Raw genomic sequence first — 25,244 nt, 5'->3', positions numbered from 1 at the left:
AGGGCCGCTTCGAACGGCCCTTTTTTATCGCGCGCAGATGGTCAGCCAACCAGAAGCAGCGCCACAAGGCCGATCGCTCCGACCGCGATGCGCCAATACGCGAAGGGCGCGTAGCCCCGGCGCGAAACGAAGTCCAAGAGAGACCTGACAACGAAGATCGCCGAGACGAAGGCGGCGATGAATCCGATGGCGATGATCGCACCGTCGTTGAAGCTCAGCGCATCCCGGTTCTTGTAGAGGTCGAGCGCGAAGGCGCCGACCATGGTCGGCATGGCCAAGAAGAAGGAGAATTCGGCGGCAGACCGCTTGTCGGCACCGAGGAGCAGGGCACCGACGATCGTCGCGCCCGAGCGCGAGGTGCCGGGGATCATCGCCAGGCACTGGAAGAACCCGATCTTCAACGCCAGCGACAACGGATATTCGGTGACATCGTGATAGCGCGGGGTGAGCGGCTTGCGATCAATCCACAGAAGGACGAAGCCGCCGAGAATGAGGACGACGCAGATCAGCATCGGCGTTTCAAACAGTACCGTCTTGATGAAATCATGCGCGATCGCGCCGATGACAGCGGCCGGCAGGAAGCCGACGAGAACGGCGCCGACGAAACGGCGGCTCGCCGCACTCGTGGGCAGCGACAGGGCGATCTGCAGAAGCTTGGTGAAATAGACGCTCAGGATCGCGAGAATCGCACCCAGCTGGATCAACACGGCGAAGGTGTTGCCCGGCGACTTGAAACCGAGGAAATGCCCGGCGAGCAGGACATGCGCCGTCGACGACACCGGGATGAACTCGGTCAGGCCCTCGATGAGGCCGAGCACGAGCGCGCTTACGATTGACTGATCTTCCATAAGGTCTCCTTCAGGGGGAAGGCTGCGAGTGATATGCTTGTGTTGCGGGGACCAAGCACCTATAGCTTGGAAGCCGAGATCATGACCAGTCGCCTCAGATCGCGCGGTCCGGCGCCTGAAAAATCCGAGAATCCGAGTCACAATGCCGACCCTGTATCATCATTCGATGTCCACCGCGTCTCGTTTCATCCGTCTGGTGCTGGCCGAATACGGCTTCCAGGTGGATCTGGTGGAAGAGCAGACCTGGGAAAAGCGCAAGGAATTCCTGGCGTTCAATCCGGCCGGTACCCTGCCCGTCTATGTCGACGACAACATGCGGGCACTTTGCGGGCCCATCGTGATCTCGGAATTCATCGACGAGACGCATGGCGTTTTGAAGCGGGATCGCCGCCTGTTTGCGGAAGACCCGTTCCAGCGCGCGGAGATCCGTCGACTGGTCGAGTGGTTCCTGCAGAAGATGGAGCAGGACGTGACAAAGCCGCTCGTGCGCGAGCGGGTGCACAAGCTGATCATCCCCAACGGGCTTGGTGGCGGGGCGCCGGATTCGAAGGTGCTGCGCACGGCGCGCGGCAATATCCGCCATCACATGAAGTACCTCACCTGGCTGTCGGGCTCGCGCCAGTGGGTGGCCGGTGACCGGTTGAGCTATGGCGATCTTTCGGCCGCGGCTGCCGTCTCGGTACTCGATTATCTCGGCGAGATCGACTGGAACGAATTCGCCGTTGCCAAAGAATGGTACCAGCGGATCAAGTCGCGGCCGTCGTTCCGGCCGCTGCTCACCGAACGCGTTCGCGGCATCACGCCTGTGTCACACTACGCCGATCTCGACTTCTGACGGCCAAGCCATGGACGAGCCGCAGAACGATCCGAAGATCAGGAAGCGGCGGGAAGACCTGACGCGCTTCCTGCGCGCGGAAGCGCTCGCCCAGGGCTTCGATGTCTGCCGCATCACCCTGCCCGACACGATCCCGGAAGCCCCTGCGCGGCTCAAGGCCTTTGTCAAGGCTGGACGGCACGGCACCATGGCGTGGATGGAAGAGACGTTGGAGAGACGCGGCGACCCGCGCGTGCTGTGGTCGGACGTTCGCTCCATCGTGATATTCGGGATGAATTATGGCCCGGATGAGGATCCTCGCCTTCTACAATGCCAGCGGGACAAGGCCGCCATCTCCGTCTATGCCCGCAACCGCGACTATCACGATGTGATCAAGGGACGGCTGAAGGAGATCGCGACGCGCTTTGCTTCAAAGGCCGGTGCGGATGTGAAGGTCTTCGTCGACACGGCACCGGTGATGGAAAAACCGCTCGCGGCGGCGGCCGGGCTCGGCTGGCAGGGCAAACACACCAATCTTGTCAGCCGCGACTTCGGCTCCTGGCTGTTTCTCGGCAGCCTGTTCACCACGGAAGATCTGGAGATCGACACGCCCGAGCGGGATCATTGCGGCTCCTGCCGGGCTTGCCTCGACGCCTGTCCGACCGAGGCCTTCCCGGCGCCCTATCAGATCGATGCGCGGCGCTGCATTTCTTATCTGACCATCGAGCACAAGGGACGAATCGACCCTAAGCTTCGCCCCGCCTTTGGCAATCGCATCTATGGGTGCGACGACTGTCTGGCCGCCTGTCCGTGGAACAAGTTCGCGGCGAGCGCCCGCGAAATGAAGCTCAAGGCGCGCGATGATCTCAAGGCACCCGAAATCGCCTTCTTCCTGACGCTGGACGATGCCGCCTTCCGCACCTACTTTAGCGGCTCGCCGGTGAAGCGCATCGGACGCGACCGTTTCGTGCGCAACGTGCTGATCGCGGCGGGGAATTCCGGATCGGGCGACCTCATATCCGCCTGCGAAACGCTGCTCGGTGATGCTTCCGCAGATGTGCGCGGCATGGCCGTGTGGGCGCTGTCGCGGCTGCTGCCGGGGCAGGACTTCGCGGTCCAACGGGCGGCCCGCATGGGGGACGAGCCGGACGAGACAGTCCGGATGGAATGGATGATGGAGAGCTGACGCATGCGTGTGATGATCTTTGGGGCGGGTTATTCGGGCAAGGCGATCGGCCGTCTATTGAGCGGCCAGGGAGCCTCCGTCGCCGGCACCACGCGCAGCGCCGAAAAGGGAGTGGCCCTGGAGGCTGCCGGCATCCAGCCTTTCGTTTTTGACGGCACGAGGCTTACGTCGGAACTTGAAGCCGCCTTGAAGGACGTCACGCATTTCGTCCAGTCGATCGCGCCGGGGGCGCAGGGTGATCCGCTCATCCGGCTGTTCGGCACTCAAGGCCTGAAAGCCGCGATGCCGAAGCTGGAATGGGTCTGTTATCTCTCGACGGTCGGTGTTTATGGCGACCATCAGGGCGCCTGGGTCGACGAGACCTCCGAACTGAAACCTGTTTCCGTGCGCTCCGTCGAACGCGTCGAGGCCGAAGAGGCATGGCAGTCGCTGGCGGATCGGGAGGCCATCCCGCTCGCCATCCTCCGGCTTTCCGGCATCTATGGGCCGGGCCGCAACACCTTCATGAACCTCGCCAACGGCACAGCTCGCCGGCTGGTGAAGAAAGACCAGGTGTTCAACCGCATCCGGGTCGAGGACATCGCTGCGGCAACCGCCTTCCTGGCGGGCCCCAAGACCGGGGGCGTGTTCAACGTCACCGACGACGAGCCCTCGCCGCCGCAGGACGTGGTCACCGAGGCCGCCCGGCTGATGGGCCTGGAAGCGCCCCTCGAGCAACCGTTCGAGGCCGCCGAACTCACCCCGATGGCACGCTCCTTCTATGGTGAGAACAAGCGGGTTTCCAACGCCAAGATCAAGGCTCTGGGATTCAACTTCAAGTTCCAGAACTACCATCTGTCGCTGGAGGAATTACTTGCCTCTGGCACATGGAACCAGAAGGCCTGAGAACCGTTTCCCGAGGTCGAACTTTGCTTGCCCAGCGGCAAAAATGGCCGAAAAACAGGGCCTCGGCCCCTTCCGCACCACAATTTGGGCAGCAAATGTGACGCTTGTGGAAAATTTTTCTTTGCGGATTCCGTGATCCCTTGAATTCGGAATCCATCTGGATTTCCATTCCTTGAATCTGACTGGAATCAAACAATTTTTCCGCCTTGCTTACCATTTGTTAAGGTAAAGACATCGCCCGACCCATTCACGAATATTACAGACTGAAATACTTCGTGATCACAAGTTGGCACTTTTTTGCCACTTTTGACCCTGCCTAGCCGTCAGCACGCAAAAAACTCCTCGTGTCAACGACTAGGGAAATCAAACTTGACGATCAACCGACGCTCTATTTTCACCGTTGCAACTATTGCTGCACTCTGTGCTTTCGCACCTCATAGTGCAGATGCCAAGTCCTCCTGCGGTGGTGCCTCCTGGTACGCCCTGCATTCGAAGACTGCTTCCGGTGAACGTATGAACCCGGCCAAGATGACGGCGGCCCACAAGAGTCTGCCGTTCGGAACCAAGGTCAAGGTTACCAATTCGCGAAGCGGCAAGAGCGTCGTGGTCCGCATCAACGATCGTGGTCCGTTTATCCGCGGTCGCGTGCTTGATCTCTCCAAGGCTGCTGCACAGAACATCGGCATGGTCCGTTCCGGTCACGCCAAGGTCTGCTACGAGATCATCGGCTGATCCCGACCTCAGCCCAGGCAGCGCCTTCGACAGATCACGCTAGGCGCTTGCTCTTGCCCCTGACAGCCGTTACCACGCTCTCTTCTTTCAAAGGAGAATGACCATGCGTCTGGGCGGCCGTCTTGCCGGTGCGATCGAAGTCTTGGATGATATCGAGACCCGTCGCCGTCCCGTTGCCGATGCCCTAAAGGATTGGGGGCTCGCCCACCGCTTTGCCGGATCCGGTGATCGCGCCGCGATCGGCAATATCGTCTACGATGCCCTGCGCATGAAGCTGTCGCACGCCTGGCTGATGGACGACGACAGCGCGCAGGCCCTGGGCTGGGCCGTTCTTCTGCGCCAATGGGGCATGGAGCTCGATGCCCTCACGGCGAGCTTGGAAGGCGACAACTTCGCCCCTGCCCCTCTCTCTTCCCAGCAGATCGCGGCCTTCTCCTCCCGCGACATCTCGACCGCGCCCTTGCATGTTCAGGGCGATATCCCCGACTGGGTCCAGCCCGCCTTCGAGGAGGCCTTCGGTGACGACTGGCTCGCCGAAGCCAAGGCGCTCGCCACGCGTCCGACCCTCGACCTCCGTGTCAACACGCTGAAAGCCAACCGGGACAAGGTGCTGAAGGCCATCGACCGATCCGGTGCGCAAGCCTCGCCAATCGCCCGCTTCGGCATGCGGGTGCCGGCCGGCGAAGGCCCATCACGACTTCCGAATGTCACGGCCGAACTGAGCTTCCAGAAGGGCTGGTTCGAAGTGCAGGACGAGGGATCGCAGATCGTTGCCGATCTCGTCGATCCGCGCGAAGGCCAGCAGGTGCTGGACTTCTGCGCCGGCGGTGGCGGCAAGACGCTCGCCATGGCAGCCGCCATGAACAACAAGGGCCAGGTGCATGCCTATGACGCCGACCGCAAGCGGCTGGCGCCGATCATCGAGCGCCTGAAGCGGGCCGGAACCCATAACGTCCAAGTGCATGACAGCGCCAAGGCGCTCGACGGGCTGAAGGACCGGTGCGACCACGTCCTGGTCGATGCGCCCTGCACCGGCACCGGTACCTGGCGCCGCCGCCCCGACACCAAATGGCGACTGACCGACCGCAATCTGCAGGAACGCGTATCGCAGCAGACCGAGGCACTGACGGAGGCTTCTGCCTTCGTCAAACCCGGCGGCTCGCTGGTCTATGTCACCTGCTCGGTGCTGCCGGACGAGAACGACGGCCAAGTGCGCGCGTTCTGCGAAAAGAACCCGGCTTTCGAGATCGTGCCAGTCCTCGATGACTGGAAGCGGCTGTTCGGCACATCCGCCCCCGCACCGCGTTCGGCAGACGGCAAGACGCTGACGCTCAGCCCCGCCAGCATGGATACGGATGGCTTCTTCTTCTGTCGCATGCGGCGCAAGTGAGACCCGAGACGGGCCGCAGAATGCGCTCTTTCTTATAGTCGACTGTTTGACACCAGTTTGATTTTCGGCCAAGACATGGCGTCCGTTCAAAGAGTGGCGCCGTGCCGGTGCCAAAGGGAGACACCATGATCCGGAAATCCGTCCTCGGCGCGTCCTTCGCGCTGCTCGCCACATCCGCTGCGATCTTCGCCGGACCGGCCTTTGCCGCTCCCTCCGCCAAGGAGGTGCTGACGCATTATACCGACCTGGCAGAAGCGAAGTTCCAGGATGCGCTGACCACCGCCAAGGCGCTGGACGCGGCGATCGATGCGCTCATCGCCAAGCCGAGCGACGAAACGCTGAAGGCCGCCCGCGCCGCCTGGATTGCGGCCCGTCCGTCCTACCAGCAGACGGAAGTCTATCGCTTCGGCAACCCCATCGTCGACGAATGGGAAGGCAAGGTGAATGCCTGGCCGCTGGACGAGGGCCTGATCGACTATGTCGACGCTGCCTACGGCACCGAAAGCGACGGCAATTCGCTCTATGTCGCCAACGTCATCGCCAATCCGAAGATCAAGATCAACGGCGAAGAGGTCGATGCCTCCAAGATCACGCCCGACTTCCTCGCCAACACCCTGCATGAAGCCGGCGAAGTCGAGGCCAACGTGGCGACCGGCTATCACGCCATCGAATTCCTGCTCTGGGGCCAGGATTTGAACGGCACCGGCCCGGGTGCTGGCAACCGCCCCTATACCGACTACGACAAGGCCAATTGCACCAACGGCAATTGCGACCGCCGCGCCGACTATCTGAAGTCCGCCTCGACGCTGCTCGTCCAAGATCTGCAGGAAATGGTCGATGCCTGGGCGCCGGAAGGTGAAGCCACCAAGAACGTGCTTTCCGACGAAAAGAAGGGTCTGTCGATCATTCTGACCGGCATGGGCTCGCTCTCCTATGGAGAACTCGCCGGCGAGCGCATGAAGCTCGGCGTGCTGCTGCACGACCCGGAAGAAGAGCATGACTGCTTCTCCGACAACACCCACAATTCGCACCTGAACGATGCCATTGGCATCGCTTCGGCCTATCTCGGCGACTATACCCGCGTTGACGGCACCAAGCTCACCGGTCCGTCGCTCTCCGAGCTGGTCGCAGCCAAGGATCCGGCGCTCGATGCCGAAATGAAGGCGAAGCTTGCAAAGACCCTGGACGCCATGAACGCCATGGCCAAGCGCGCCGAAACCAAGGAAGCCTATGACCAGATGATCGGCGAAGGCAATGCCGAGGGCAACGCCACCGTACAGGCCGCGATCGACGGACTGATCGACCAGACCCAGACCATCCAGCGCGTCATTGCGTCGCTGGATCTGGGCACGATCGAGCTTGAAGGTTCCGACAGCCTTGATAATCCTGGCGCCGTGTTCCAGTAAGAAGCAAAGGCGGGCCGTTCCCTTCGGAACGGCCCGATCTCCCCGATGAAAGCTCCGATCGCTCTCGCTGCCGGCCTTGCGCTGCTGATGTCGACAGCGATCCCGTCTGGCGCCGGGGAAACGGTGATCCGCAGCGACCTGTCGCCAAAAGACCTCGCCCGCGTGCAGGCTGTAACCAAGCCGACCAGCGACTTTTCCAAAGCAGAACCTTTCGAGATCAAAGAAGGCGGTGCCGGGACCTCGCAGCATGGCGTGTCCCACGATGCCTTCTCGCAATTCGCCCCGAACATTACCTTTGCCGAAGAGCAGGATTTCAAGCTCGGCAATGCGCTGTTCACCAAGCTCTGGGTCTCCTCCCCCTCCTCAACGCAAGCCTCCGACGGATTAGGACCGCTGTTCAACGCGCGCTCCTGTCAGAGCTGTCATGTGAAGGACGGGCGCGGGCACCCGCCGGAAGGCGACCGCGACGCGACCTCGATGTTCCTGCGGCTCGCCCGCCCACCCGTCACGCCTGAAGAACGCGGCAAGCTGGACCGACTGGAAGTAATGAGCCTGCCGGACCCCGTTTACGGCGGACAGCTGCAGGACCAAGCCGTGCCGGGGCTTTCCGCCGAAGGGCGGATGGTGATCACCTACGAGGAAAGGCCGGCAACGCTTGCAGGCGGCGAGACGGTCATGCTGCGCAAACCGACCTATTCGGTCGCCGACCTCGCCTATGGCCCGCTCGATCCGACGACGACGCTCTCGCCCCGCATCGCCAATCCGATGATCGGGCTCGGCCTGATCGAGGCGATTGCCGAGGAAGATATCCTGGCATTGGCCGACCCCAATGATCGCGACGGCGACGGTATTTCCGGCAAGGCGGCGCGTGCCCGCGATCACCGGACCGGCGAGATCAAGCTCGGCCGCTTCGGCTGGAAGGCGCAGAATGCGAGTGTACGCGACCAGAGCTCAAGCGCCTTTGCCGGGGATATCGGGATATCGACGCCGGATGATCCGCGCCATTTCGGTGACTGCACCCAGAAGCAAACTGCCTGCCTTGAAGCCGCAACTGGCGTGCAGGCGCGGCTGGGCGATACGGAAGCGCCCGATCCGGTGCTCGAACTCGTCACCTTCTATGCCAAGGCCCTCGCGCCGCCCGCCCGTCGCAATGTCGATGACGCGAATGTCTTGCGCGGCAAGAAGCTGTTCTATGACAGTGGCTGCACCGCCTGTCACACGCCGAAATTCGTCACCAGCCGCGCGGCGGACAACAAGGCGCAGGCCTTCCAGCTGATCTGGCCCTACTCCGATTTCCTGCTGCATGACCTGGGCGAAGACCTGGCCGATGGGCAGGCCGTGGGCGATGCCACCGGAACCGAGTGGCGCACGCCGCCGCTCTGGGGTATCGGTCTCACAAAAGCCGTCAACGGCCACACCTTCTTCCTGCATGACGGGCGCGCCCGCTCGCTGACCGAAGCCATTCTCTGGCATGGCGGAGAAGCGCAAGCTGCCCGCAATGCCTTCGCCGCCGCCAACCCCGAGGACCGCAAGGCCCTGATCACGTTCCTGGAGTCTCTCTGATGCGGACACGCTGCACCCGGCTCGCCTTCGCCACGCTTCTGTCTCTGCCGCTGCTCGGGCTTGCTCCCGCGCTGGCGCAGGAAAGCCCCATCACCCCCGGCGCGCTCGACACGGCCAAGGTGCCCGGCGTGATGGCCAAGGCCGTCGACGGTTTCATCCGCCCCGGCTATCACCATTTCACCGAAGAGGCCGAGACCATGGAGGAATCCATGGCCCTGCTCTGCCAAACGCCCTCCTCCGAGACCCTGCTGAACGCTCAGTCGACATTCGGCGATCTGGTCGAGGCCTGGTCGCGGATCGAGATCGTGCGTGTCGGCCCTGTTCTCGACGGTAACCGCTTCGAGCGCATCCTGTTTTTCCCCGACCGCAAGGGCACCGGGCTGAAGCAGGTTCAGGCCGCCCTTGCCAAGCCCGACCCGAGCGTCACCTCCGTCGACACGCTGAAGGACAAGAGCGTCGCCATGCAGGGGCTCGGCGCGCTGGAATTCGTGCTGTTCGGCACGGGTTCCGAGACGCTCGGCACCACCGCGGGGAGCTATCGCTGCCAATACGGTACGGCGATCGCCGCCAATTTGAAGCGCCTCGGAACCGAACTGACGCAAGCCTGGGACGCACCCGACGGCGTCGCGGCCGCCTGGAAGACACCCGGACCGAACAATCCCATCTACCGGGATGAGGCCGAGGCGGCCAAGGAACTGCTCGGCGTGCTCGTGCATGCGGCCGAGACGATCCGCGATCAACGGATCGAGCAATTCTACAAGGGCGATGCGGCGAAAGGCCTGCCCCGGCAGGCGATCTACTGGCGCTCCGGCAATACGTTCCGGTCGATCACGGCGAATATCGAGGGCATTCGCGACCTCATGACCACGTCCGGCATGGTCGACCTGCTGGCCGAAGACAATCGCTCGGTCGCCAGTTCTGTCGACTTCGTGGCGCATTCGCTGTCGCGCGTGTCTGCTGATATCGAACCCGACGTCGCCAAAGCCTTGGCAACCCCCGAGCAGGTCGCCAAGCTCGACTTCCTTCTGCTCAACAGCCGCGACCTGATCCTGCGCCTCAACGACGATCTCGGCGGCGGGATCGGCCTTGCCGCCGGATTCTCGTTCTCGGACGGGGACTGACATGCCGAGTCCTTGCCTGATCGATCGGCGCGCTTTTCTAAGGGCCGCCGGCCTCTCGTTTGTGGCTGCTCTGACACCACGCGCCGCCTTCGCGCTCGACCAGACGGATGCGGTCTATGCCTCCGGCCTGAAACAGCCGGATGGCCGCTTTGCCATCGGCCTTGTCAGCGAAGCCGGGGAGCTCATCGAGCAGATCGCGCTTCCGGGCCGCATCCACGGGCTTTGCCACAGCACGGTCAACGGCCTCTCCGTCGCCTTTGCCCGGCGACCGGGCACCTTTGCCGTCATCTTCGACACCACCCGCCGGGCCGAACCGAAAATCATCTCGGCGCCGGAGGGGCGGCATTATTTCGGCCATGGCGCCTTTTCGCCCAATGGTCAGCTGTTTTACGCCAGCGAAAACGACTTTGACGCCAATGCCGGCGTGATCGGGATCTATGACTGCCTGTCGGGTTTTGAGCGCGTCGGCGAAGTGCCGGCCCATGGCATCGGCACGCATGACATCACGGTGACGGCTGACGGCATTCTGGTCATCGCCAATGGCGGCATCGAGACCCATCCGGATTTCGGCCGCACCAAGCTCAATCTCGACCATATGGACCCGTCGCTGGCGCTGGTCGATGCGAAGAGCGGCGAGCTGATCCAGAAACACGCTTTGCCCGCCGAACTGCGCCAGCTCTCCACCCGCCATCTGGATATCGCCGAGGACGGCAAGATCTGGTTTGCCTGCCAGTATGAAGGACCGCGCACCGACCGGCCGCCACTGGTCGGGCATTTCTCCAAGGGCGAGGCGCTTTCCTTCGTGTCGCTGCCGGAGGCGACCACCGACCGGCTCGGCAATTATGTCGGTGCCATTGCCGTCAATCGCAAGCAGGGCCTCGTGGGTATCGCCTCACCGAAGAACGGGCTGTGGGCCGTGCTCGACGGACGCGACGGGCGGCTCGTTTCGGAGACCGTGCTCGTCGACGCGGCCGGCATTGCGCCCTCGCCGGAGAGCTTCGCCGTCTCTTCCTATCGCGGCGACTTCCTCGACCGGACGCATCGCGTCGCCTGGGACCAGCATATCGTCCGTCTCTGACCACACGTTCCAAGACGGCGCATCCCGTCCTCTGGCAAGACGTATTCTCCGCCCTAATTAGCTGCCATGCGCACCATCCTCACCTATGCCATCTTCATCTTCGTCGTCGTGTCGGCCGGTCTGTTGTCGGGCCTCCTGAACATGCCCGGCGACTGGTACCAGGCGCTGGAAAAGCCCTTCTTCAATCCGCCGGCCTGGCTGTTCGGTCCGGTCTGGACCACGCTTTACGTGCTGATCGGCATTGCCGGCGCGCGGATCTGGATGCGCGCGCCGAAATCGGCAGCCATGCAACTGTGGTTTGCCCAGTTCGTCGCCAACATGCTCTGGTCGCCCGCGTTTTTCGGCCTCAAGAACCCCGAACTCGGTCTCGTGGTGATCGCCGCCATGCTCATCACGATCATCGGTTTCATGGTGAAGGCGCGAGCGATCGACCGCATATCCACTCTGCTTTTCGTCCCCTATCTCGCCTGGGTGGCTTTTGCGAGCGTGCTCAATCTCAGCATCGCCTGGCTCAACTGAATTCTGCCTTCCGACAGCTTGCGTGCCGTAATGCTGCGTGCCACTTTCGCGCCGAAGGGGCACCAAGCATGACAGAAATCGATCCTGATACCGTCGAGGCGCGCATTCGGCGCAGTTTCGCGCGCCAAGGCGCCATGGAGACGCTGGGGGCGGAATTGTCCCATATCAGCCAGGGCGTGGTGGAAATCGAACTGCGCTACGACGCGAAGCTGACCCAGCAACACGGCTTCCTGCATGCAGGCGTCATCTCCGCAGCACTCGATACGGCCTGCAGCTATGCCGCCTATACGGTGGTCGAGCCGGAAGTCTCACTGCTGACCATCGAATTCAAGGTGAACCTGATGTCGCCGGGCCGCGGCGAACGCTTCCTGTTTCGCGGCGAAATCACCAAGCCCGGCTCCAACATAATCGTCGCCGACGGACGCGGTTATGCGCTGACCGATGGGCCAGCAAAACTGATTGCATCGATGACCAGCACCCTGATGGTGATCCGCGGGCGGGAGGGGATATCCGGATGAGTTACGAGATGAAGTCCATTGCCGGCAAAAATGTGCTCTTCGTCATGGCGGCGGATGCCGAATATGGTGTCTTTCTCCGAACCCGCATCTCGCCGCTGATGACCGGGGTCGGCCCGGTCGAGGCCGCCGTGGTGCTGACCAAAGAACTGGCGCGGCTGTCATCCCATGACGACCTTCCGGATCTCGTTGTTTCCATTGGTTCGGCGGGCTCCGCCAGGCTCGACCAAGCCGAGATTTACCAGGTCTCCTCCGTCTCCTATCGCGACATGGATGCCTCTGCCTTCGGGTTCGAGAAGGGCAAGACGCCTTTCCTTGACCTTCCCATCGCCGTCGAGCTTCCCTTGCGTATTCCCGGCATCCCCGTCGCCAGCCTGTCGACCGGTGCCGATGTCGTCTCGGGTGCAGCCTATCAGTCGATCGATGCCGACATGGTGGACATGGAGACCTTCGCGGTCCTGCGCGCCTGCCAGAGTTTTGGCGTGCCTCTGATTGGTCTGCGCGGCATTTCCGATGGCCGCCACGACGTCAACCACATCGACGACTGGACGCAGTATCTGCACATCATCGACAAGAAGCTGGCGCTGGCCGTCGACGGCCTGCAGACGGCGCTCGAAGACGGCGTCTTCTGGTTCTGAGCAGGCGCACAAAAAATCAGGATTCTCCGGGCGATCTGCCATTGAAAGATGGGCTCGTTTTCTTTAAAGGCTCGCCATGACCCAGACAGCACATCCCGACAGTGTTCTCATCGTCGATTTCGGCAGCCAGGTAACGCAGCTGATCGCCCGCCGCGTCCGTGAATCCGGCGTCTATTGCGAAATCGTCCCCTTCCAGTCCGCCGAAGAAGGCTTCAAGCGCCTCAAGCCCAAGGCGATCATCCTGTCCGGAAGCCCCGCTTCCACGCTGGATGAGGGAAGCCCCCGCGCGCCGCAGGTGCTGTTCGACAGCGGTCTTCCGATTTTCGGCATCTGCTATGGCCAGCAAACCATGTGCGCCCAGCTCGGCGGCAAGGTCGAGGGCGGCCATCACCGCGAATTCGGCCGCGCCTTCCTCGAGGTCGAGCAGGACTGTGCGCTCTTCGAAGGCCTCTGGTCGGTGGGCTCCCGCCATCAGGTCTGGATGTCCCATGGCGACCGCGTCACCGCGATCCCGCCGGGCTTCAAGGTGCTCGCCACCTCGTCCAACGCCCCCTTCGCCTTCATCGCTGACGAAGCGCGTAAATATTACGCCGTGCAGTTCCACCCTGAGGTCGTGCACACGCCCGATGGAGCGAAGCTCATCCAGAATTTCGTGCAGAACATCGCCGGCGTGAAGGGCGACTGGACCATGCATGCCTATCGCCAGAAGGCGGTCGAGCAGATCCGGGCCCAGGTTGGCGACAAGCGCGTCATCTGCGCGCTCTCGGGCGGCGTCGATAGTTCGGTTGCAGCCCTGCTGATTCATGAAGCCGTCGGCGACCAGCTCACCTGCATCCTCGTCGACCACGGCCTGATGCGCAAGAACGAGGCGGCAGATGTCGTCGCCATGTTCAAAGAACACTACAACCTGCACCTCATCCATGTGGATGCCGTCGACAAATTCGTCGGCGAGCTGGAAGGTGTTTCCGACCCGGAAACCAAGCGCAAGATCATCGGCCGCCTGTTCATCGAAACCTTCGAGGAAGAAGCCAAGAAGCTCGGCGGTGCTGATTTCCTCGGCCAGGGCACGCTCTATCCCGACGTCATCGAAAGCGTCTCCTTCACCGGCGGTCCTTCGGTCACGATCAAGTCGCACCACAATGTCGGCGGCCTGCCCGAGCGCATGAACATGCAGCTCGTCGAGCCCTTGCGCGAACTCTTCAAGGATGAAGTGCGCGTGCTCGGCAAGGAACTCGGGCTGCCCGATAGCTTCATCGGCCGCCATCCCTTCCCGGGTCCGGGCCTTGCCATCCGCTGCCCGGGTGGCGTGACGCGCGAAAAGCTCGACATCCTGCGCGAAGCCGATGCCATCTATCTCGACGAGATCCGCAAGGCCGGCCTCTATGACGCGATCTGGCAGGCCTTTGCCGTGCTGCTGCCGGTCCAGACCGTCGGCGTCATGGGCGATGGCCGCACCTATGAATTCGTCTGCGCGCTCCGCGCCGTCACCTCGGTCGACGGCATGACCGCCGACTTCTACCACTACGACATGGAATTCCTTGGACGGGCAGCGACCCGCATCATCAACGAGGTCCGCGGCATCAACCGCGTGGTCTACGACGTGACGTCGAAGCCGCCGGGTACGATCGAGTGGGAATGATGGAATGACAACGGGGCTGCCTCAGGCGGCCCCGTTTTCGTTTGCGGTAATGCCTCAGGCTTTTTCCAAGGGTTGCCGGCGACCGAGCCTTGCGGAAAGAATGTCCATTCCGAGGTCGGAGAGCAGCGGCGAAGAGATCAGGATCTTCCGACGCAGGTCCGCCGCCTCCGGATGGTTGGCGAGCGCGGCCTGGCGGTTTTCGTCAAACACCAGCAAATCGGCGGAATAAACGACCGTCCGCTTGCGCGTCGCCTGCGGCTCGAATTGCAGCCGTCCGGCCCAGCCAAAGGCATCACCCGACTGCAGATGGCGCAGCGGACGATCGGGGGCATTGGAGAGAAAACGCTCCCGGTCGAGGGGATCGGGGACGCGTGTGGCGAGTGCCTGATAGAGGAGATAGGGATCGGTGGTCAGGCTGCCGTAATGCTCGGCCAGGGTGAAGGACACCGGCCCCAGGAACAATGCGGCCTGGCGGGCGACCTTGCGGATGACACCGGTCGGGATCAGGGCCATCCTGTCTAGTCCGAATTCCGCGGCGAGGATCGGGGCAAGCTCGGCCTCGAGATCGATTTCGTGGCTCAACACTTCCTCGTGCAACCCGCCGTCGACGACGAAGCCCGCGAGCTCCGGCGGCACGGTTTCGCCCGGCCCGAACCGGAGCAGGCGCCCATGCTCAGCCAGTTCGCCAAGGAAGCCGGCGTCGGAGGGCAGCTCGGGTGCGATCGGGCTGCGGCTCAGTCCCGTCATCGGGATGTCGGACCTGTCGAAGGCATACCACAGTGCCGTCAGGACACGCGAGGCGAGCGATGCCGTATCGATCGGCTTGTTGGTGTAGCAGCGCAAAGTGTAGCGCATGACACCCGTTTCGGGCTCGGGGCCGACCAGAACGACCGAGGGAAGCGGATCTTCGGCGATACCCGGCACGCCACGGTCGAGCACTTCTTCCGCCACCTTTAGTACGCGCATGGGGGGAATGCTGTCCGGCACCAGCAGAGGCACCGCAATCCGCACCGGCTGGCCGCGCCGCACCACTTCCACCGCATCCGTGGCAAGCGTGCTGTTCGGCAAGACGACCGAGCTGCCGTCCGGCGTACGCAGGAAGATCGAGCGCCACTTCAGCGCGACGACTTCCCCTTCGACCGAGCTCTTGCGGATGAAGTCGCCGACCCGCAGCGGACGCTCCAGCTCGATCGACAGGCCGGAAAACAGATTGCCCAGCGTGTTCTGCAGGGCAAAACCGAGGACGAGCGAGACGATCGCGGATGTGGCGAGCAGGCTGGTGATGTCGAAGGCCATGCCATAATGCAGCCAGACCAGCATGGCGGCGATGTAGATGACGATCGAGCTCATGACCTTGACGAGATCGGTCGTCCGGCTGTTGCCATCGCTGTCATCGACAAGCGTCGAAACGAGTACCTCGACGAAGCGCGCAGCGCTCAGTGCCGTCAGGAAATAGGCGGCGTCGCGCAGGACCGGCGCCCATGCGGCGCGTTCCGGATCCAGCGTGACGAAGAGCAGCCACGTGAGGGCCGTCGAGGCGACGAGCAGAGCGGAGAGCAGATAGCTCATAGGTCCTTCTTCCTGCCGCCGAGATCGGGAAAGAGCCTGAGGGCCTCGTTGAGGCTGATGCGCAGACGCGAGATCGACTGTTCGAGATCGTAGAACTGGCCGTTCATCCTGACCCGAGGTTCCGCCCCCTGCCACTCGGCTCCCAGACTGGTCTCGATCGTCTGGCGGGTGATCGTCTCCAGCGGATGGGTGACGTAGCGGCGCAGGAGCAGCAGGAAGATGGCGAGCGACAGCACGAAGACACAGGTGAGAGCCCCGAGGGTCACAGCAAGGCTCTTTGCCGCCTGCCGGTTCGGACCGGCCACCGGCACCTCGATCAGCTGCATGCCGATCACGTCGCCCATCTTCCAGCCGAAGCCGTTGTTGCCGTATTTCGCCACCATGGAGGCAGGCGCCACCTCCGGCGTCGAATGACATTGCAGACAGGCTTCACTCGGCATGCGCAACGGCCTTGCGAGATAAAAGCGCCGTTCCGCCCCCTCGCCCACCTCGCCGGACTGTTCCTTCAGCTCGGCATCGTCCTGGAAATTCTGCAGGAGCGTGACCTCCCAGTCATTGGCGCGATCCTCGATATTCGTCGGGTTGAGCGAGGCCTCGCGGTAGCGATAATCGGGAAACTTTTCGCGCAGGATGCCCAGCGTGGTCTGTGCCCCGTAGGAGGGGACCATCTGCGGGTGGAACTCGTCATAGCCGAGGGCCTTCACCAAAGGCGCCACCTGACTGCTGGTGTAGTTGCGCATGGCGAGACCCATTTCCAGAAGAACACGGGACTTTTCGTTGACCTCGTTGCGGGCCTGACGAAATTCCAGCGTGTATGAAATGTAACCGGCGATCAGCAAACCGAAGATAAAACAGACGGCCAAAATCAATCCGAGACGAAACTCTATCCGCATGGTGCCTCCAAGAGCTGCGGGTTCATCTGCAATGCGACTGAAAGATGTTTATGCGTTGCAGCATAATACGAAGCTTTGGCGTGGCAATCTGTCGCAACGTCCAAAAGTGACCTATTTTTCGGCGTCCCCTGCGTCTGGCCGCAACGCTTGATTTGCGGCCCTGCTTTGCTATTCCTCGCAGCAGGTTTTCGAGGAAGAAGCGCATGACCACGATCTACGGCATCAAGAACTGCGACACGATGAAGAAGGCCAGAACCTGGCTCGAGGAACACAGCGTGGCGCATGACTTCCACGACTACAAAGCCAAGGGCATCGATGCCTCGACCCTCGACAGCTGGATAGGCAAGGTTGGCTGGGAAGTGCTGCTCAACAAGGCCGGCACGACCTTCAAGAAGCTCGACGAGGCGCAGAAGGCGAATCTGGACGCGGCAAAGGCCAAGGCGCTGATGCTGGCGCAGCCGTCGATGATCAAGCGGCCGGTGCTCGATGTGGGCGGCGAGCTTGTCGTCGGCTTCAAGCCGGAGATCTATCAGCAGACGTTCAAGGCCTAAGACATGGCGAAGACCACCCGCGCCACGCAGTTTCTCGACAAGGCCGGTGTGGCCTATACCACGGTGACCTACGACTACGACCCGAATGCCGAGCGCATCGGACTGCAGGCGGCGGAAGCGATCGGCGAGCATCCGTCACGCGTGCTGAAGACGCTGATGGCGGAACTCGATGGAAAGCCGGTCTGCGTCGTCGTGCCCTCCGACAAGGAGGTCTCCATGAAGAAGCTGGCGAGCGCCTTCGGCGGCAAATCGGCGGCGATGATGAAGCCGGCCAATGCGGAAAAGTTCACCGGCTTCGTCGTCGGCGGCATCAGCCCCTTCGGCCAGAAAAAGCAGGTGCCGACGGCGATCGAGATCGGGGCCATGGACGAGGCGCTCGTCTATATGAATGGCGGCCAGCGCGGCTTGCAGGTGCGGCTTTCGCCAAAGGATGCGCAAAAAGCGCTGGGTGCGATTGCGGCGCCACTGGTGGCCTGACCTTTGCCAATGGTCTGGACTTCGCCATCTTTGCCCTTAAGTCTGGCGTGACAACTACAACAGGAATACCCCATGACCCTCCCCGATCTCTCCGCCTCCATCGATCCGACCAAGCTCGACAAGCTCGCCGAGGTGGCGATCAAGGTCGGGTTGCAGTTGCAGAAGGGCCAGGATCTGGTGCTGACCGCCCCGCTCGTCGCCGTGCCGCTGGTGCGGCTGATCACGGCGCACGCCTACAAGGCTGGGGCTTCGACAGTGACGACCTTCTATTCGGACGAGGAGACGACGCTGGCGCGTTATCGCCATGGTCACGACGAGAGCTTCGACCGGGCGCCGAACTGGCTCTACGACGGCATGGCAAAGGCCTATGAGAATGGGGCAGCACGCCTCGCGATCTCCGGCGACAATCCGATGCTGCTCGCCTCTGAAGACCCGGCCAAAGTCGGCCGCGCCAACAAGGCGACCTCGATCGCCTACAAGCCGGCGCTGGAGCACATCTCCAATTTCGACATCAACTGGAATATCTGCTCCTATCCGAACCCCTCCTGGGCGAAGCTCGTCTTCCCGGATCTGCCGTTCGAAGAGGCCGTGCGCAAGCTGGCCGACGCCATCTTCGCCGCCTCACGCGTTGACCGCGACGATCCGGTCGCCGCCTGGGCGGAGCACAATGCGGAACTGAAGAAGCGCTCGACCTGGCTGAACGGCGAGCGCTTTGCCGCCCTGCACTTTACCGGCCCCGGCACAGACCTGACGGTGGGTCTCGCCGACGGCCATGAATGGCATGGCGGCGCCTCGACGGCGAAGAATGGCTTGACCTGCAACCCGAACATCCCAACGGAAGAGGTCTTCACCACGCCGCATGCGCTGAAGGTGGAAGGCCACGTGTCCTCGACCAAGCCGCTTTCCCATCAGGGCACGCTGATCGACAATATTCAGGTACGCTTCGAACGCGGACGCATTGTCGAAGCCAAGGCCTCGAAGGGTGAAGCCGTGCTCAACAAGGTACTGGACACCGACGAAGGTGCGCGGCGTCTCGGCGAGGTGGCGCTGGTGCCGCATTCCTCGCCAATCTCGGCGTCGGGCGTGCTGTTCTACAACACGCTGTTCGACGAAAACGCCTCCTGCCACATCGCGCTCGGCCAGTGCTATTCGAAGTGCTTCCTCAATGGCGCGTCGCTCAGCCAGGACCAGATCAAGGCGCAAGGGGGCAATTCCTCGCTGATCCATATCGACTGGATGATCGGCTCGGACAAGGTCGATATCGACGGCATCCGGGCCGACGGCTCGAAGGTGCCGGTGATGCGTCAGGGTGAATGGGCCTGAGGGCGTCTCCGGCGCGACCAACAAAAAACCCCGTCCTGTCGCCAGGGCGGGGTTTTGTTTTGGAGGCGTGCGCGGCTCAGCGGTAGTAGACGATCTTGCCGCCGTTGAGCGCGGTCTGGACCCACAGCACGTTGTGCTGTGCTATGCCGCGCACCTGGAGTGCCGCGACAAGGCTCGGATCTTCCGCCACGACCGATTGGGCCAAACGCAGGCTGTTGCCCGTCGGGTGGATTGCCTGCATCGGATAGGTGTGGCGGTCGAAGCCACCGAGGTCGACCCGGATGGCGGTGACATTGCCATTGTACTGCTTGCCAAACAGGATTTCCCGCGGCGTCCAGCCGCCGGCCTCGACATAGGTCGCGGCATTCGCGGGAACTGTGCCAAAGGCTGCTGCAGCCAAGGCTGCGGCCAGAATGACTTTCTTCATCATGATCATACTCCGTTTTACCGGTCGCTTGGGAGGACATCCGGTTTCAGCGCCCCATGTGGCGACGATGAAGATCGTTGTCTAGTATAATCACATGAGGTTGATCAATTGCGCGCAACTGATTTTGGAGCAGTGAGGGGCGGACCCCATCTCCAGGGGTTCGTTTCGCGCAACGAGGGCAGCCGAACCGGACGGTGAACTCAGCCCTGACGCGCCTTGCGGGCGGCGTAGCGACGGTCGCGCTCGGCCTTGCGTGCGGCTTCGTCTTCGACGACGCGGCTGATCCTTGATGCTTCGGCCTGTTCGCGCGCGTCCTGTTCAGCGCGCGCTGCGGCGATCGCCGCTTCTTCGCGCTCACGGGCCTCCTGCTCGGCACGGGCCTTTTCCTCGGCCTTCAGCCTATCGCGTTCAGCATGGCGCCGGGTGCGCTCTTCGGCGCGCGCGGCACGTTCGGCCATGCGGGCTTCCCGCTCCGGGTCCGCCGCAGCATGGGCTGCCTTGCAAGCGGCCAGCAATGCGGCCTTGGCGTCGGTTGCCGTCGTGCGGCGCTCGGCCAGGCCATGATCTCGGGTAAACTTCATCGGTGCTCCGATCTGTTGAGTTGACGTCAGGGGCGCGCGCGCTTGGCCAGCAAGGCCGCCGTTGCACGCTCGCGTGTCTCGCGCTCCCGGTTGAGGCGTGCCTCGCGCAGGCGTGCGGTCTTCTCGTCGCGTGCTGCGGTCAGAGCATCCTGTTCATCGATGGCACGACCACGTGCGAGAAATTGCGACTGCGTCTTTGCAAATGCGATTTCCGCCGTGTGGCGCGATTTTGTGTGGTTTTCAGTCATGGGGTCTCCTTCTGGAGCCGGCCCTTGCGGGCAATAAAAAAAGGCCAGGCGAACCGCCTGACCTTCGATGGGATCATGCCTTCAACAGTGCCAGTACATCCGTGGTCAAAGGAAAGCGGATCCCGGATCTATCAGGCCGCCTGCAGGTTGCAGGCCGACATCTTGCCCGACTTGTTGTCGCGCTCCATGTCGTAAGAAAGCTTCTGGCCTTCGACGATTTCGCGCATGCCCGACCGTTCGACGGCGGAGATGTGAACGAAGGCGTCCGGGCCGCCATTGTCAGGCTGAATGAAGCCGAAGCCCTTGGTGGAATTGAACCATTTTACTGTGCCAGTGGTCATGATGAACCCTTTCATAGCGCATAGAGTGCCCCAGCGCGGATGCGCTGCGGAGATAACGATTTTTGAAAGGAAGGTTCGACAGGGCGCGGGCTGTTCCGCGCGGTAACCAAAGCTAGCAAGCAAACATCGATGGAGCATACATAGAGGTCTTCCTAATGAAAGTCAACCATCGGTTTTCAGTCAATTCGATTTCTCAATCAAAAGTGTAATTTTCGGCAATGCAACCGCAACGCCGACGCCTGTTTCAGACAGCGCTGATCGCTGCCCTGACCCGGGCCAGGAAGCGCTTGCGCTTCGCCTCCGTCGCCCGGTCCATGTCGTGCAGCGACAGCATGCGGAAGTCGACAGACTTGGCACAAAAGGCCGCCACGCCGCGCTTCAGGATGCGCTTGACCGGATTGCCCATGTAGAGATGCACCACCCACCAGGGGGAACCTGTGGAGGTCACGACCCAGAAGGCCTTGATATGGGTCATCAGCGGCACGATGCGACCGCCAGCCTTGTCGTGCTCGAAGGCGACGCCGGGCACGAAGATGCGGTCGATGAAGCCCTTCATGATCGCCGGCAGATTGAACCACCATTGCGGAAAGACGAGCACCAGGCCATCAGCCGCCTTCAGCCGCGCGACGATGCCCGAGACGTCTTCCGGTGGTTCGTAACCCGGCTCCATATAGGCGGCGCGCTCGGCGGCCGTCAGGCGCGGATCGAAATCCTCGGCGTAGAGATCGAGCAGATCGACTTCGTGGCCTTGTCCTTCCAGCGTCGCGACCACCGCTCTTACCGCAGAGGCCGCAAAGCTATCCGGCAGCGGATGGGCGAGCACGACCAGGAAGCGGCGTGCCATCAGAAGAGGCTCCCCTGCCCGGCCGGCGGCTCGCTTTTGCGCGCAGGCTTCGGTGCAGGCGCGGTCCGCGCGGGCTGCGGCGCTGACGGTTCCGGCGGGGATACACCTTCGCCGGCGACAGCGGCCACGCGGCCATCCGCAAACTCGATCGCGATCGCCTGGCCGTGGGCCAGACCGTCGGCACGCGAAACCGGGCGATCATGCTCGTCGCGGATCACGGCATAACCACGGGCCAGCACATTCTTGTAAGATAGCGACTGCAGCACACGGTCCTGAGCCAACAGCGCCTGGCGGGCGCGTCGCAGATCGTTCATGACAGCACTGTCGGCCCGGCGACCCAAGCTTTCCAGTCTGTCCTTCGAGCGTTCCATCATCGCCGTCAGCCGCGCCGGGACCGCCGTCAGCGTCGCGTCGAAACGCCCGAGCCGCGCCTTGTTGCGCTCGATCAGCCGCTCGATGACGCGTTCGGCGCGGACACCACTTTCCGACAGCTTCTGCCTGCGCTCCACCAGCCGGCGTGCCAGCATGTCGGGCGAAAGTTTCGCCGCCACACGCTCGAAGCTGCGGCGCTTGTTCATGGTGTTGAGTTCGAGGCTACGGCCAAGGCCGGCAGCCGCCTCGTCAAACCGACGTCGCGGCAGAGCCAGCAACTGATCGAGGGAAGGTAGCGCCCGCACGAGGCTGCGCAGGTTCTGGCGACGATTGTCCATCTGCCTGACCATCGCGCCGGAAAGGCGGGCAGAGAGTGTCGCCACCTGCGCTTCGAGATCGGCCTTCACGGGAACGGCCATTTCCGCCGCGCCCGTGGGCGTCGGGGCGCGCACATCAGCAGCGTAGTCGATCAATGTCCAGTCGGTCTCGTGGCCGACGGCGGAGATCAGCGGAATGGTGCTGGCGGCGGCTGCGCGCACCACCGCCTCGTCGTTGAAGCTCCAGAGATCTTCGAGGCTGCCGCCCCCGCGCGCCACGATCAGCACATCGGGACGGGGGATCGGCCCGCCCTCACCCAGTGCGTTGAAGCCGTGGATCGCGTTCGCCACCTCATCGCCGGAGCCTTCACCCTGAACCTTGACCGGCCAGACCAGCACATGGACCGGAAAACGGTCGGAGATGCGGTGCAGGATATCGCGGATGACGGCACCGGTCGGTGAGGTGACGACGCCGATCACCTTGGGCAGGAAGGGCAAGAGCTGCTTGCGGGCAGGGTCGAAGAGACCTTCCGCCGTAAAGCGGCGCTTACGCTCCTCGATCAGGGCCATCAGCGCGCCGGCGCCCGCCGGCTCCATCTGCTCGATGACGATCTGGTATTTCGACGAGCCGGGGAAGGTCGTGACCTTGCCGGTGGCGATCACTTCCATGCCTTCTTCCGGGCGGTATTTCAGCCGCGAGAAGGAGCCCTTCCAGATCACCGCGTCGATGCGGGCCTTGTCGTCCTTCAGGCTGAAATAGGCGTGGCCCGAAGAATGCGGGCCGCGATAGCCGGAGATTTCGCCGCGCACCCGCACGTGATCGAAGGAGGTTTCGATGGTGCGCTTGATCGAGCCCGAGAGTTCCGAAACGGAGAACTCGGTCAGGTTCGTCGGCGAATCGTTGTCGAAGAAATTGCTCATGCCCCTTCCCTAGCGGAAATCGGGGCCAAGATCAGCCCGTGCCTTCGCGGCCTGCCCGGTTTCCCCGGCAATGATCAGGGCAGCTTGACGGTAAAGATCTGCAATCCCGATGGCCCGTTGATCGGGACAGGGGTGAGATAGGCCGGAACCTTGCCCTTCAGCAGCTCTGCATAGAGGCCATCAGGCTTCATCCGCGCGATCTTTTCCGACTGCAGGAAATCGGGGCAGAAGGCGAGGATGCCGACACCTGCACCGCGCAGAAAAGCCGCCGCCTCATCCGGTTCGGCAAGACCAATATGCAGCTCGGTCAGCATGCCGCCCTGGTTGCGGTGATAGGGGCCCGCCAGCACCCTGTGTCGGGTAAACCGGAGGATTTCCGGGCCCATGTCCGAGGGCGCCGATACCGTCGTTGGCGGCAGGCTGGCCAGTGTGGCGTAAGCTGCGGGCGTATCGCAAACGACCGTTGCGTTCTGTGTCATCTGACTGGACCCGACGAGTGACTTCATGCGCGCGGTCACACCGGCCGTGCCTTCCACAAAGAAAACACCGCCCAGGGCCCAGACGCTGGGCACGGACAGGATCGCGGTCAGCGCGAAGAGAAGGCCGGCACCCAGATGTTCCGGCTGCTCATTGGCGTGGCGACGCAGATCGGAAATCAGCAGGCCGAGGGGAAGAATGGCGTAGAGGTTGGAAAAGGTCGTACCGCGCACCTGCACCATGCCGACCAGGAAGCTGACACCCAGGAGAGCGAGGAGGATGGCATGGCTGCGGACACGATCGCGGCCGAGGATGCGGAAGAGGCAGACGCAAACACCAAAGAAGCCGACTGCATAGAAGCCACCGAAGCCTTCCGGATCGACCTGAAGCTGCCGATAGAACGACTGCGCCTCAATGACGCCGTCCAGCCAGAGTGTCTTGAGCAGAGGGTCCAGTTCGTTGAGCGGGTTTTGCAGGCATTGCGGCGCGATCACCACGGCCGTCATCTGCACGAGAGCGCCCGTCGCGACAATGGCCGCCGCACGCAGACGCAAGCCCGCACCGAGATAACTCGCCGCGAAGAGGGCGGCAGCGCCAATCCCGACGATGGCATAGAAACCGAGCGACAGGCTGTCACAGGTGACGACGCCGTACCGGATGGGCGGCACGGTGGCGAAGAAGAGCGCAGACAGCGACAGCAGCAGCGTCAGCGAGAAGGCGCGCATGGCGGCCGCGTAAGCGACACCTTCCACGAGCCAGAGCAGCCCGACTGCGGCGCAGGCGACCGCCACGAGCGGCGTCGTCTCCGCGCCTATGGCGATTGCCACAGCGGCTGCAAAACCCGCGACCGCATGACTTGCCCAACGGCGGGCAGGATCGAGCAGGCCAGCCGCCATGATCGCGGCCAGCACCATCTGGACATTATGGTGGTCGATCGCACCCGGCAGAAAGCGGTTGCTGGTGATGCAGAAGACCATGGTGAGAAGCATGACGATGTGCTCCGTCACCGCATTGCCGATCCGCCGGGCTGCGACCGCCATGGCCGCCATCAGCGGGACCACCAGCGACAAGGGCCAGACGAGGAGCGCGAGGGCTTCGGCCTGCTGGACCGGGACCATTTGCGAAAAGAGGCGGATCAGAAGTGCAATCGGAAGATCGACCAGACGCGACCAGTGCATCAGCGTGCCGCCGGACAGACCCAGGCGATACTGCATCAGATCAAACCAGGACTGGCCGGCAAGCAGATCGCGCACCTCGACGAGGCGCATGACGTCGTCGTTGTCGGCGCCGACATAATCGACGGCACCGGGGAGGTTGAGGAGAGCGATGAAGGCGATGGCTGCAAAACTGTAGAAAGCGACCCAGAGCGGCCATGTCGCCCTCGATTGATCCTTGCCGGACGACGGTGCGGACAAATCGACCATGGATCCCCCGTTTCTTCAAAGACCCGGCGCATCGGCTGGCTCGGTGCGATCATTCGAAGATGATGCGCGCGCGAAACCTAGCCTTAACCTTCTCAAGAAATAGTAAAGCCGGAGGAGACCATAAGGATCTCCAGAGCGCCCGCAG

Annotated in this window: 26 protein-coding genes; 16 read left to right on the top strand and 10 right to left on the bottom strand. The window is 62.7% G+C overall.

Annotated features, from left to right (window positions below):
• Window positions 1-41 precede the first annotated feature (41 nt).
• On the bottom strand, window positions 42-848 hold the full coding sequence (locus ACT53S_RS01300; protein WP_476065655.1) for an undecaprenyl-diphosphate phosphatase: 807 nt from the start codon (window positions 846-848) through the stop codon (window positions 42-44).
• A gap of 142 nt (window positions 849-990) precedes the next feature.
• On the opposite strand from ACT53S_RS01300, the gene ACT53S_RS01295 reads away from it, so the two are divergent.
• The 13 genes from ACT53S_RS01295 (at window position 991) to guaA (ending at window position 14,334) form a co-directional block, all read left to right on the top strand.
• Window positions 991-1,683 carry a glutathione S-transferase family protein gene (locus tag ACT53S_RS01295; RefSeq protein ID WP_113375706.1) on the top strand — a complete coding sequence of 231 codons (693 nt, stop codon included), beginning with the start codon at window positions 991-993 and terminating at the stop codon, window positions 1,681-1,683.
• A gap of 10 nt (window positions 1,684-1,693) precedes the next feature.
• Window positions 1,694-2,848 carry a tRNA epoxyqueuosine(34) reductase QueG gene (gene queG, locus ACT53S_RS01290; protein WP_476065654.1) on the top strand — a complete coding sequence of 385 codons (1,155 nt, stop codon included), beginning with the start codon at window positions 1,694-1,696 and terminating at the stop codon, window positions 2,846-2,848.
• 3 nt (window positions 2,849-2,851) lie between these two features.
• Entirely contained in the window at window positions 2,852-3,733 is an 882-nt protein-coding gene (locus tag ACT53S_RS01285) for an SDR family oxidoreductase (RefSeq protein WP_476065653.1), read from the top strand.
• Window positions 3,734-4,102: 369 nt separating this feature from the next.
• Window positions 4,103-4,465 (top strand): septal ring lytic transglycosylase RlpA family protein, encoded by a 363-nt coding sequence (locus tag ACT53S_RS01280; RefSeq protein ID WP_476065652.1) that lies wholly within the window; start codon window positions 4,103-4,105, stop codon window positions 4,463-4,465.
• A gap of 103 nt (window positions 4,466-4,568) precedes the next feature.
• Complete coding sequence (locus ACT53S_RS01275) at window positions 4,569-5,855, top strand: RsmB/NOP family class I SAM-dependent RNA methyltransferase (RefSeq protein ID WP_476066614.1); 1,287 nt, start codon at window positions 4,569-4,571, stop codon at window positions 5,853-5,855.
• Window positions 5,856-5,980: 125 nt separating this feature from the next.
• Window positions 5,981-7,261, top strand: coding sequence for an imelysin family protein (locus ACT53S_RS01270; RefSeq protein ID WP_476065651.1), 1,281 nt, complete (start codon window positions 5,981-5,983; stop codon window positions 7,259-7,261).
• A 45-nt stretch (window positions 7,262-7,306) separates the two neighbouring features.
• A complete protein-coding gene (locus tag ACT53S_RS01265) occupies window positions 7,307-8,824 on the top strand; it encodes a di-heme oxidoreductase family protein (protein WP_476065650.1) in 1,518 nt (505 codons plus the stop codon).
• A complete protein-coding gene (locus ACT53S_RS01260; protein WP_476065649.1) occupies window positions 8,824-9,945 on the top strand; it encodes an imelysin family protein in 1,122 nt (373 codons plus the stop codon). The genes ACT53S_RS01265 and ACT53S_RS01260 overlap by 1 nt, the downstream gene beginning before the upstream one ends.
• A 1-nt stretch (window position 9,946) precedes the next feature.
• Window positions 9,947-11,023, top strand: a complete 1,077-nt coding sequence (locus ACT53S_RS01255) for a DUF1513 domain-containing protein (RefSeq protein ID WP_476065648.1) — start codon at window positions 9,947-9,949, stop codon at window positions 11,021-11,023.
• Window positions 11,024-11,089: 66 nt separating this feature from the next.
• Window positions 11,090-11,542, top strand: a complete 453-nt coding sequence (locus ACT53S_RS01250) for a TspO/MBR family protein (protein WP_476065647.1) — start codon at window positions 11,090-11,092, stop codon at window positions 11,540-11,542.
• 68 nt (window positions 11,543-11,610) lie between these two features.
• On the top strand, window positions 11,611-12,060 hold the full coding sequence (locus tag ACT53S_RS01245) for a PaaI family thioesterase (protein WP_113375716.1): 450 nt from the start codon (window positions 11,611-11,613) through the stop codon (window positions 12,058-12,060).
• A complete protein-coding gene (locus tag ACT53S_RS01240; protein ID WP_476065646.1) occupies window positions 12,057-12,695 on the top strand; it encodes a 5'-methylthioadenosine/S-adenosylhomocysteine nucleosidase in 639 nt (212 codons plus the stop codon). The genes ACT53S_RS01245 and ACT53S_RS01240 overlap by 4 nt, the downstream gene beginning before the upstream one ends.
• Before the next feature lie 76 nt (window positions 12,696-12,771).
• Complete coding sequence (gene guaA / locus ACT53S_RS01235) at window positions 12,772-14,334, top strand: glutamine-hydrolyzing GMP synthase (protein WP_142072614.1); 1,563 nt, start codon at window positions 12,772-12,774, stop codon at window positions 14,332-14,334.
• A gap of 54 nt (window positions 14,335-14,388) precedes the next feature.
• Here guaA and ACT53S_RS01230 read toward each other — a convergent pair whose 3' ends face one another.
• Together ACT53S_RS01230 and ACT53S_RS01225 are read right to left on the bottom strand one after the other, a co-directional pair.
• The gene (locus ACT53S_RS01230; protein ID WP_476065645.1) at window positions 14,389-15,903 is read right to left on the bottom strand and encodes a mechanosensitive ion channel family protein; all 1,515 of its coding nucleotides are present in this window, start codon (window positions 15,901-15,903) and stop codon (window positions 14,389-14,391) included.
• Complete coding sequence (locus ACT53S_RS01225) at window positions 15,900-16,796, bottom strand: Tll0287-like domain-containing protein (protein ID WP_476065644.1); 897 nt, start codon at window positions 16,794-16,796, stop codon at window positions 15,900-15,902. Before ACT53S_RS01225 ends, ACT53S_RS01230 begins: the two co-directional genes overlap by 4 nt.
• 203 nt (window positions 16,797-16,999) lie before the next feature.
• On the opposite strand from ACT53S_RS01225, the gene ACT53S_RS01220 reads away from it, so the two are divergent.
• The 3 genes from ACT53S_RS01220 (at window position 17,000) to ACT53S_RS01210 (ending at window position 19,147) form a co-directional block, all read left to right on the top strand.
• On the top strand, window positions 17,000-17,347 hold the full coding sequence (locus ACT53S_RS01220; protein WP_476065643.1) for an ArsC family reductase: 348 nt from the start codon (window positions 17,000-17,002) through the stop codon (window positions 17,345-17,347).
• 3 nt (window positions 17,348-17,350) lie between these two features.
• Window positions 17,351-17,824 (top strand): Cys-tRNA(Pro) deacylase, encoded by a 474-nt coding sequence (gene ybaK / locus ACT53S_RS01215; protein WP_476065642.1) that lies wholly within the window; start codon window positions 17,351-17,353, stop codon window positions 17,822-17,824.
• Window positions 17,825-17,896: 72 nt separating this feature from the next.
• Window positions 17,897-19,147, top strand: coding sequence for an aminopeptidase (locus ACT53S_RS01210; RefSeq protein ID WP_476065641.1), 1,251 nt, complete (start codon window positions 17,897-17,899; stop codon window positions 19,145-19,147).
• 76 nt (window positions 19,148-19,223) lie between these two features.
• Here ACT53S_RS01210 and ACT53S_RS01205 read toward each other — a convergent pair whose 3' ends face one another.
• From ACT53S_RS01205 to ACT53S_RS01175, 7 genes are all read right to left on the bottom strand, one after another.
• Window positions 19,224-19,577: a hypothetical protein gene (locus tag ACT53S_RS01205; protein WP_476065640.1), complete on the bottom strand. Its 354-nt coding sequence runs from the start codon at window positions 19,575-19,577 to the stop codon at window positions 19,224-19,226.
• 197 nt (window positions 19,578-19,774) lie between these two features.
• Window positions 19,775-20,155: a DUF6481 family protein gene (locus tag ACT53S_RS01200; RefSeq protein ID WP_476065639.1), complete on the bottom strand. Its 381-nt coding sequence runs from the start codon at window positions 20,153-20,155 to the stop codon at window positions 19,775-19,777.
• A gap of 26 nt (window positions 20,156-20,181) precedes the next feature.
• The gene (locus ACT53S_RS01195) at window positions 20,182-20,403 is read right to left on the bottom strand and encodes a hypothetical protein (RefSeq protein ID WP_113375726.1); all 222 of its coding nucleotides are present in this window, start codon (window positions 20,401-20,403) and stop codon (window positions 20,182-20,184) included.
• Between the two features lie 131 nt (window positions 20,404-20,534).
• On the bottom strand, window positions 20,535-20,744 hold the full coding sequence (locus tag ACT53S_RS01190) for a cold-shock protein (RefSeq protein WP_069042173.1): 210 nt from the start codon (window positions 20,742-20,744) through the stop codon (window positions 20,535-20,537).
• Between the two features lie 244 nt (window positions 20,745-20,988).
• A complete protein-coding gene (locus ACT53S_RS01185; protein ID WP_476065638.1) occupies window positions 20,989-21,588 on the bottom strand; it encodes an NAD(P)H-dependent oxidoreductase in 600 nt (199 codons plus the stop codon).
• On the bottom strand, window positions 21,588-23,198 hold the full coding sequence (xseA, locus tag ACT53S_RS01180) for an exodeoxyribonuclease VII large subunit (RefSeq protein WP_476065637.1): 1,611 nt from the start codon (window positions 23,196-23,198) through the stop codon (window positions 21,588-21,590). The genes ACT53S_RS01185 and xseA overlap by 1 nt, the downstream gene beginning before the upstream one ends.
• Window positions 23,199-23,272: 74 nt before the next feature.
• Window positions 23,273-25,099, bottom strand: coding sequence for a hypothetical protein (locus ACT53S_RS01175; RefSeq protein WP_476065636.1), 1,827 nt, complete (start codon window positions 25,097-25,099; stop codon window positions 23,273-23,275).
• Window positions 25,100-25,244 lie beyond the last annotated feature (145 nt).

The sequence above is a fragment of the Allorhizobium sp. DMC15 genome (assembly GCF_056314065.1).
This window is presented reverse-complemented; position numbering and strand designations above follow the sequence as displayed.